Origin of the sequence: Paenibacillus filicis (assembly GCF_038070315.1) — a bacterium.
GTDB classification, from domain to species: Bacteria; Bacillota; Bacilli; order Paenibacillales; family NBRC-103111; genus Paenibacillus_G; species Paenibacillus_G filicis.
Genome location: NZ_JBBPCC010000037.1, coordinates 33,453 through 42,828, shown reverse-complemented (window position 1 = coordinate 42,828; position 9,376 = coordinate 33,453). Strand labels below are relative to the sequence as shown.

The window sequence follows — 9,376 nt, the reverse complement described above, 5'->3', positions numbered from 1 at the left end:
GCACGGATATCTCTTTTGGTCCAAAACTTTTCGGTCATCTTGGTTTCCTCCGAATCGAGTTTTCTATGATGTCAGTATGCCCAACTTTTCTCGATTTCAAAGGTTCCACGTTCTATTTTACAGACCCTTTCACTATTCATAAAGAGCAATAGATCTATAACCCGACTACTTCCTTTTCATAGAAATAAAAAGGTTTTGATTTATCAGGATAAACCAGTTCACCTCTCTTCACATAACCAAGTCGGGTGAACAGGGCCTGTGCTTTGTGGTTCAGGGAGTAGGTATCGATTCGCATCCATCGGATGCCTTGAGCGAAGGCGACACTTTCTGCAAAGTGAATCAGTTCCTTAGCTAGCCCGCCTTGACGAGCGTAAGGACTGACGGCAAGCCGATGGAATGTCGCAGCAGGTGCATCCGGTTCTGACCAAGGAATACCAAGGTATGAAGGCGCGAGCTTTTGGTCTATGGTGATACAAGCTATGACACCTTGTTCCGCTTCTTTTACATACAGCGATTGATGCTCCATATCTTGTTCAAAGTGAAGAATTGTGGGGTAAGAAGCATTCCATTGGTCGCTTCCTTCTTCATGCATAACCTCAACGGTCTGTGCAATCATGTCTTGTATGACAATCAAGTCTCCTGTAACGGCTTTGCGGATCATCATAAAACTCCTCCTGCTTATTGCTATATATTTCAGTATACTGTTGTTTTTTCAGAAAGAAAATACTTGTCTGGATGTGTTTGATTCATGATCAATGCGGTCTTCAAAGCCATTGGATATAGTAAACCGCAACAACAGCCATGACAAGGATCGTAATTCCTCGTCCCCCAACCTAGGCCTTTACTCCTGTTCAGTTCTCGTTCAGAACCTGATGCTATGATCAGGAACGATGATAGAACCGTTAGGAGAGAGAGGTTACCGGGCAATGAGGCTTCGTAGAAAGTCTAAAGGAATCAACAGAGTCTCCATCCTGCTGATGTGGGCCCTGCTGCTGCAGATGGTGCTCCAGCCGCTTGCCTTGCATGGCTTTGCGGCTGCGCCGACGTTTACCTTCACGAAATCCGCCAGCAAGGCGGCGGTAGCGGTCGGTGAGACGTTCACGTACAATCTGCAGTTTGCCGTCGCCAGCGCAACGGCGGTCGGTGTGGAGAGCATTAAGATCACGGATATGGTGCCTTCGCAGTTCGTGATTCTGGAGAATGAGGACAGCGACTGGGATATCATCCAGGGCCAGAAGCTGATCCGCGAGGTGACGAATCCGAACCTGCTGAAGGCAGGCAGCTCGTTATCGTTCTCGATTAAGGTGAAGGCGGATCACACCTGGGTGAACCAGCCGGTCAGCACGACCAACACGGCGACGGTCGAAGTGACCGATTCGGAAGGTCATACAACGACGACTAACGCGCCGGCGGTCGTCACGATCAATGCCGATCCGGATGCTCCGCCGACGAACCCGGGCGGCGGGGGTGACGGAGGCACGGTGATCGAGGCCACCTATGACAAGTGGGAGGCTTACAAGACGCAGTCTCTGAGCGACAGCTCGGTACCGATCACGGGTGGTCCGGTTACGTATAAGGTTGGCATCAAGCGTACCTTTGCCGGCAATACGGCCCATGGCACGCTGAACGTACCGTTTTTCTATGATAATTTGCCGGTAGGGGTCTCTCCGAGCTGGGTCACCTTCACGAAGGGCTCTGCGCAGAACGTGAGCCTAGATGCGGGGAACCACCGAATCGTCTGGGAGAACGTGTTAATCCCGCAAGGGCAGTCTTTCGAGGCGGAGGTCAAGATCACGTACCCGGACGGCTACGGCCATACGTTTACGACGGCTGCTCCGCAGAGCTTCACGAACACGGTCACGATCGATACCTATTCGGTGGATGGCGGCCAGGGCACAGTGCCGAAGATTACGGATTCGGTCGTTACGCTGCTGGGGCCTCCTGTATCCGGCGACCCGGGATTGAAGAAAGACCGGCAGTACGCATACCGATTCCCAGGTCAGAAGCAGCAATTTACCATCGGCGGTGTGGACAACAAGCGGACCTCGTCCAATCCGAAGGTGAACAGCCCGCTGTACGACCTGGTTCTGACGGACCCGCTACCGACCGGAATGAATTACGAATCGATTCAGATGCCTTCGCTGGCATGGAAAGAATTCTGGTACGAGTTAAACAGTAGCGGCACCTTGGTCAAATACACAGGGAATGCAACCGCAGGCAGCACGATCAAGATCGGACAAGCTGGCAGCGGATTGAGCGCAGCGCGGGATCTTATTCTGGGCAGCGGTCAGTATGTGACGAAGCTGCAGTGGAAGTATGACACGCTTCCGGTAGGCAAGAGCATTGACGGCATCGTCGTATCGGGTACCGTAAGAGAAACGCTGAATGGAACCGGCACTCCTCTCCTTCATGGGGATACGGTGACGAACAACGTTTATCTGGATTACAAGGCTTTGCAGGAAACATCGCCTGGCACATGGACCCAGGAGTCTCAGCCTCAGAAGGCAGCATCGGCCAGCTTCCGCATCAATAACGAGAAGCCATGGCTGATTGCGGAGAAATCTGTGTCGGGCAGCTATCGTCCTCTGGATGCGGTGCCGTTCGTTTTAACGGTCAAAAATGACATCAAGGCGACCGGACCTTACGTGAATCCGGTGCTGTATGATCTGCTGCCGCAGAGGTTCAATTACTTTGTAGCGGCGAACAAAACGCTTGCAGACTCCTTCGATCTGGTGAATGCGCCGAACGGCACAAATCGACCGAAGATCGAGATCGTCACGACTAACTTTAACGGCACAGGTAGAACACTTGTAAAATGGTCATGGGATGCCGCCAATCCGGCCAGCTTCGCGCCGAACACGAGCTTCCAGATCAAGTATAAGGGCGAGGTGCAGGCGGGAACGCCTAAGAGTACGGACGGGCCCGTATACACCAATGATTTGTACATCACCACGGCCGACCCGGCGGCGCAGTTCTGGCATAACGGCGATCAGGTGCATCATGACCCGAACACGTTCGTCGAATGGAAGACGCATAATAACCCGATCAAGGATACGGCATACGGATTCGATCCGACACCGGGCGTGGATGAATATTTCGTGCATGCATCGGCCGTCGTGCCGGTGAAGAAGGCGACAGTCGTTCAATCCACCAAGTGGAATCGTGGGGACTTGGCTCCGATCAAGATCGACGAGCAGGACGGTAGCTTCACAGGGGCTCCAGCCGTGTCCGACCAGCCGTTCGATACGAGCGATCAGCCGCAGTATACGGAATTTCCTTATTACAGCGTGACGTATGAAGGCGGCACGGCGGATTACAAGCTGGTCATCCGCAATAGCGGGAATACCAAGCTGGGGAAAATTAGCGTGCTGGACATTCTTCCTCATGTAGGGGATAAGGCGGTAAGAACAGATTGGGGAGCAGGGTCTGATTATGAGCTGAGAGGCTCGCAGTGGCGGCCGAACTTGGCGGAGGTGCTGGGTTCAGGTGCCCATAGCTACTCTTACACGACGACGGAAACCGGCGCCAAGACGGTGACGTTCAATCTCGAAACGTACTACAGCAAGTCCGTGGACCAGACCCAGACGGTCCGGTTCGATCAATTGGATAACGGCAGCACGGTCAAGCCGGGATGGATCTCTCAGAGGCATTTCAATAGCGATGATCTGACCGACATCCACTCCTTGTATTTCGAGATTACGAATATCAATGGAGGAACGGGACTGGCGGCAGGCGAGTACATCGTGCTGGATTGGAAAATGGACGCTCCGGTTGGCGCTCCGACCGATGCGATTGCCTGGAATTCCTTCGCCATTCAGGCGACGGAGGTTGGAACGAACGGTAACGACGAAGGCAGCAAGATGCTCCCGACCGCGCCGAATAAGGTGGGCTTTATCATCGACCCGGCTAGGACGAACGTGCCGCTCGGGGAGATCGGGGACTTCGTCTGGTTCGATAGCGACCGCGACGGTACGCAGAACGAGGAATATCCGAACGACAACGGACAGAAGGCAGGCATCAATGGCATTACGGTCAATCTGTACCGAGCTGGCGACACAGCCCCTTACCGCTCGAGTAAAACAGGTTATGATGTGAATGGTAATCCCGGATACTATTTGTTTCAGGGACTGGATGCAGGCGATTATTATGTAGAGTTTGTATTGCCGGCGCATTATGAGCCGACAGTTGCCAATGCGCTGGGTGCAGACCCAACCCATGTCCAGAATAAGGATTCGAACTATGTGGTGAAGGGCACTTCTGTAGGCGGGTATACGCCTTACCGTACGGACAAGATTACCTTGCCTGTGGCAGGTAAGAACCGTACCATCGATCTCGGTCTGGTCGAGGGAGGAGCCGGAGCCGGGTATCCGAAGGCGACGGTGAGCAAGAAGCTCGAGAGTGTGGAGCAAGGCAGTGCAGTCGCTGCTCCGACGCAGGATTATGTCGTAACAGGCAACAAGGTGCGTTACAGCATAAGCTTCACCAACAACTCATCGGTGATCTTGCATAATATCAGGTTGACGGATGAGCTGGACCGCGGTCAGTCGGGCTTTGCTTTTACGAAGCTAACTTACGACGGTCTGGATATCCCGCTTAACGGCAACAGCCATAGCCGGCCGGATATCATCACCGGACTCGACAATTCAGGTACGAAACCGTCGGTTATAGTCAAAAGTCTGGAGCCCGGCAAGACGATCCGGCTCGCCGGCGAATATATGGTAACCGGTGCGGATATCGATCTGACCGACCTGAAGAACAAGGCGACCGTGTACTACAATGAATCGCCTGAACCATGGACGGACGAGGCGAAGATCCCGACGGCCGGACTCGATGTCAAGAAAAAGAGCAGTGCACTGTCGGTGTGGCAAGCTGGTACTTGGATCGACTATATCGTGACGATTACCAACACGGGAAGCCGCGATCTGCACAATCTGGTGATCACGGACTCCAAAGTAACGGGACTGGCTCCAATTGCACTGCTGAAGTCCGGGGAATCCAAGGAAATCACGTATACGTATCAGGTGAAGGCTGCAGATCTAAGTAGCTCCAGGCTGATCAATACGGTAACGGTGAAGCCGGACGAGACGCCTGTCGGCACGACCTCGCATGAGTTGCCGGTCATTACGGCTCCGCGAGGCTCCATCGGAGACTACGTATGGCTGGACCGCAATGAGGATGGCGTTCAGGATGCAGGAGAGACGGGCATCAACGGCATTACCGTCAAGCTGTACGACTCTCTAACCGGCTCGTCGCTGGCACAGACGGTAACGCGAGACAAGGATGGCAAGCCCGGCTACTACCTGTTCCAGGGATTGCCGGCTGGAACGTACTACGTGCAATTTGTCATCCCCGCCGATTATAGCGTGACGAAGACGAATGCGACGGGCGAAGCGCAGGATTCCAATAAGACCGATGCTTCTGGCTTCACCGAAGCGATCGTGATTGGACCGTCCAAGTGGGACGATCTTACGATTGATCTGGGTCTGGTGCCTCGTGGAGAAATCGGCAATTACGTCTGGCTGGACCACAACCGGGACGGCATTCAGAATGACGGGGATTCCCGCGGTGTGAACGGCGTTGAAGTTCGGCTGTACAAAGACAGCACCTCCGGCACTCCGGTGGCGGTCACGACTACGGCCAATGACGCTCAGGGCCGTCCGGGCTACTACCTCTTCGACGATCTGCTCGCAGGGGACTACTATGTGCAATTTGTCATCCCGGCCGATTATACGAAGACTCGCGAAGCGCAAGGTACGGACAAGGGCCTTGATTCGAATGTGACGGATATCGATGGCTTTACCGGCAAAATCTCGATCGGCGAGACGGCCGGCTGGGTCGATCATAGCATCGATCTGGGCTTGGTAGCGAAGGGAGCCATCGGCAACTACGTATGGCTGGATGCGAACGGCAACGGAGCGCAGGACGAAGCGGCTGCTCTGGGCAGAAACGGCGTCACGGTGAAGCTGTATGACAAGGATAAGCAGTTGATCACGCAAACCGTAACGGCCAATGACAGCGCTGGCCGTCCAGGTTATTACCTGTTCGATCAGTTGCTAGGCGGTGACTACTACGTCCAGTTCATACTTCCGGGAGGCTACATCGCTACCCGCGAGGAAGCGCCTGGCGTGCCACGAGATCTGGATTCCAATAAACGGATCGGCGGCTACACCGAGAAGATTACGATCGGCGATGCTACCGTATGGGAAGATCTGACCATCGATCTCGGGCTGGTCGAAGAGCCTTCCAGCGGTGGACCTTCCGGTCCTGTGAACCCTGGGACGCCTGTCACTCCGGAGAAGCCTGCCACCCCGGATAAGCCTGTGACTCCAGGTAAGCCAGAAACACCAGGCAATCCAGGAACTCCTGGTTCACCTGGAACGCCTGTAACTCCGGGGACACCTGAGCCTCCGGCGAAGCCGGGGCCTGTCCAGGAGATCGTGACCGATGAAGGCACGCCGACAGGTGGAGCCGTCAAGGTACCGCCAGGTGGCAAGCCGTCGGTAGGCCAACCGCCGGGGCATGGACAAGTCACGATCGACGAGGATGGCAAATGGGTGTATACGCCTGAGCCGGGATATACCGGCAAGGACGAATTCAGCATTGTCGTTACGGATGAGAACGGCAACGAAGAAGAAGTATTCTTCGACATCGATGTCGAGAAAATTCCTTTGGACGGCTTAGGGAAAGAAGCGGGTCAAGGACAACTGCCTGATGTAGCGGCGTTGCCTAAGACCGGGGAAGACAGTCATCTGCTGCTGCAGCTGACAGGTCTTGGTTTGTTTATGCTGGGAGCGGCGCTGAGGAAACGGCGCTCCTCCAAGCGGGTATAGGAGAACACAGGGCTGTCGGTACAACGGCAGCCTTGGCTTTCTCTGAACAAACGAAAGCGTAAGGAGCCGAATGATGAAGGGATTGGCTTATGTACTGATGGTTGCGGGGATTGTTGTCGTCCTGCTGCCCAAGGCGATGGAATGGCATGCTGATTACCTGGAAAGACAGCTGCTGAAGTCCACGGAGCAAAGCTTTGCGGCAGCAGGTGGCAAGTCTGCATACACAGACGCCGATTCGGACAGACGGACGGTTGAGGAATATGCGCGCCTGTCAGGCTTGTTCAGCCAAGGGACGGAGGATGAAACCAATCTCTCCGAGTTGCATACGCCTGAAGCGGGCGTGCAGCCCTCAGAGGCTTCGGATACCGTATCGAATACAGCATCTCTGACTGCCGAGACGGCCATTGCTGTGCTGTCAATCGAGAAGATCAAGCTGAGGCTTCCCGTGCTGGAAGGAGCTACACAGGACAACATGAAGTTCGCTGCGGCTCATATGAAGGAGACCTCGCCGCTTGGCGAGCCAGGCAATGCGGCGATCGCCGCCCACCGGGTCCGTACCAAGGGACGTCTGTTCAACCGGCTCGACGAGCTGAAGATCGGCGATGAAATCATCGTGGAGACGAAGGACCGCAAGCTGACCTATACCGTATACAAGACGCTGATTGTGAAGCCTACGGATACGTCGGTACTGAGGAGAAGCGACAAGGAAAGTGTGCTTACACTGATTACCTGCGAGCCGATTGTCGATCCTACACACCGGCTTATTGTGCAGGCTAGACGAAGCTAATACGAAGGGCCTGGGGAAATAGGTATTTTTCACTAAGATTGGGCTTGTATTTTACGGAAAATATGATACTCTCAAATTAAGCAATACACGATAAACGGCAAACCTGTCGAAAGATAGGGACGCAAAGCTAAAGGGCCTACCCTCCGTTAGGAGCACGGCAGCCAGTTACCGAATGGATTGTTTTTTTGTATTCATAGAGCTTAGCACCGATAAATGGCAAACCTGCCCGAAAGGCAGGGACGCAAAGCTAAAGGGCCTACCCTTCGTGAGAAGTATGGCAGCCAGCTACCGAAGGGAGTTATATGTATGCGTAAGTGGACGGCATTGTTCATTGCTGTATGTATGTTTGTGCTCTACCTGCCGGCCGCAGCACTAGCCGCCAAGCCGGATTCGAGCTCGTGGCTGGATCTGAAGAACCTGAATCAGGGTGTCATTGGGATTGCCTATGAATCGGGAACCAAAGCGACAAAGCTGATGGTCACCAAAGACGGAGTGAACTACACGTACAACCTGGCTGCTGCAGGGAAGGAAGAGTTTTTCCCGCTTCAGTTGGGTAACGGGGCGTACACACTCTCCATTCTAGAGCGGGTAACAGACAACCGCTACAAATCGGTATACAACGATTCGGTAGACCTTCAAGTGAAGGATGCAGCTGGCGTGTACCTGAACTCTATTCAAAATATCAATTATAATGAAGCGGAAGCTGTGGTTGAAAAAGCCCGTGAGCTGACTCAGAATAAGAAGACCGATCAAGAAAAGGTAAAGGCCATCTACGATTATATCGTGAACACGGTCACCTACGATTTCAATCTCGCTGCTAATGTACAGACCGGTTACATCCCCGACCTTGACAGCGTGCTGACTTCAGGCAAAGGTATCTGTTACGATTACGCTTCCTTGTTCGCAGCCATGAATCGCAGCGTGGGCGTGCCGACTAAGCTGCTGATGGGATCGTCGGAGCATGTGAAGGAATATCATGCGTGGAATGAAGTGTACCTGGACGGGAAGTGGCAGACGGTCGATACGACTGTGGATGCAGGGACCGGCAGCCAAACGCTCGTGAAAAACGCAGCCGAGTATAAGGCGGCTAAGGTGTATTAGCCTCTCTTGCTGTTCGTTATAATGAACGAAAGTCCAGGCCCAGTGCTCTTGTTGAGCATTGGGCTTTTTTCCGGCTGATGCACAGTCTGATAGATATGGAGGAAATGGCGGTAGAAGCAGCGAAAGTAAGTAAAGTATCTTCATTCAGAGAAGCGGAATCAGGAGGGAGTTAACAGCATGGAACCTATCCGCACAGGAATTGGCGCGACGAATGAGCACGCGCTTCGGGTGATTGACAGCTACCGGCATTGGACCGGCCGCAGGCTGGTGGAGGAGGGAGAAGCAGGAACCGCAGCAGACCGCTTATTCCAGGCTCCGCTCTACATCCTGTCCCATGGCATGGAAGAAGATCCGGTATTGAACTTCGGCAGCAGGCTGGCCTTGGAGTTGTGGGAGATGGACTGGCAGACGTTCATCCGGATGCCCTCCCGGCTGACGGCAGAGCCCATGGAGCGGGATGCCCGGGAGGCGTTCATGCGCGCGGTGAGGGAGCAGGGCTTCGTTAGCGACTACACCGGCGTACGCATATCCGGCAGTGGTCGTCGCTTTATGATCGCCGAGGCAACGGTTTGGAACGTCTTGGATGAAGCAGGCATCCGCTGCGGCCAGGCTGCCATGTTCTCCCGCTATCTGGATCTCGGATAAACACGTTACCGTC

Annotated in this window: 5 protein-coding genes and 2 riboswitches; of the genes, 4 read left to right on the top strand and 1 reads right to left on the bottom strand. The window is 54.1% G+C overall.

What is annotated here, in order from left to right; all coding sequences use genetic code 11:
- Positions 1–154: 154 nt before the first annotated feature.
- Positions 155–664, bottom strand: a complete 510-nt coding sequence (locus tag WMW72_RS33915) for a GNAT family N-acetyltransferase (protein WP_341420014.1) — start codon at positions 662–664, stop codon at positions 155–157.
- 262 nt (positions 665–926) lie between these two features.
- On the opposite strand from WMW72_RS33915, the gene WMW72_RS33910 reads away from it, so the two are divergent.
- From WMW72_RS33910 to WMW72_RS33895, 4 genes are all read left to right on the top strand, one after another.
- On the top strand, positions 927–6,830 hold the full coding sequence (locus WMW72_RS33910) for an SdrD B-like domain-containing protein (protein ID WP_341420013.1): 5,904 nt from the start codon (positions 927–929) through the stop codon (positions 6,828–6,830).
- A gap of 70 nt (positions 6,831–6,900) precedes the next feature.
- Positions 6,901–7,617, top strand: a complete 717-nt coding sequence (locus tag WMW72_RS33905) for a class D sortase (protein ID WP_341420012.1) — start codon at positions 6,901–6,903, stop codon at positions 7,615–7,617.
- 86 nt (positions 7,618–7,703) lie between these two features.
- Positions 7,704–7,790, top strand: a riboswitch (cyclic di-GMP riboswitch).
- A gap of 32 nt (positions 7,791–7,822) precedes the next feature.
- Positions 7,823–7,910, top strand: a riboswitch (cyclic di-GMP riboswitch).
- Between the two features lie 13 nt (positions 7,911–7,923).
- The gene (locus WMW72_RS33900; RefSeq protein WP_341420011.1) at positions 7,924–8,718 is read left to right on the top strand and encodes a transglutaminase-like domain-containing protein; all 795 of its coding nucleotides are present in this window, start codon (positions 7,924–7,926) and stop codon (positions 8,716–8,718) included.
- 177 nt (positions 8,719–8,895) lie between these two features.
- Positions 8,896–9,363 carry an MEKHLA domain-containing protein gene (locus WMW72_RS33895; protein ID WP_341420010.1) on the top strand — a complete coding sequence of 156 codons (468 nt, stop codon included), beginning with the start codon at positions 8,896–8,898 and terminating at the stop codon, positions 9,361–9,363.
- Positions 9,364–9,376: the final 13 nt, after the last annotated feature.

Coding starts and splice junctions, on each gene's coding strand:
- WMW72_RS33900 (WP_341420011.1), top strand. CDS start 7,924: ATGCGTAAGTGGACGGCATTGTTCATTGCTGTATGTATGTTTGTGCTC.
- WMW72_RS33910 (WP_341420013.1), top strand. CDS start 927: ATGAGGCTTCGTAGAAAGTCTAAAGGAATCAACAGAGTCTCCATCCTG.
- WMW72_RS33895 (WP_341420010.1), top strand. CDS start 8,896: ATGGAACCTATCCGCACAGGAATTGGCGCGACGAATGAGCACGCGCTT.
- WMW72_RS33915 (WP_341420014.1), bottom strand. CDS start 664: ATGATGATCCGCAAAGCCGTTACAGGAGACTTGATTGTCATACAAGAC.
- WMW72_RS33905 (WP_341420012.1), top strand. CDS start 6,901: ATGATGAAGGGATTGGCTTATGTACTGATGGTTGCGGGGATTGTTGTC.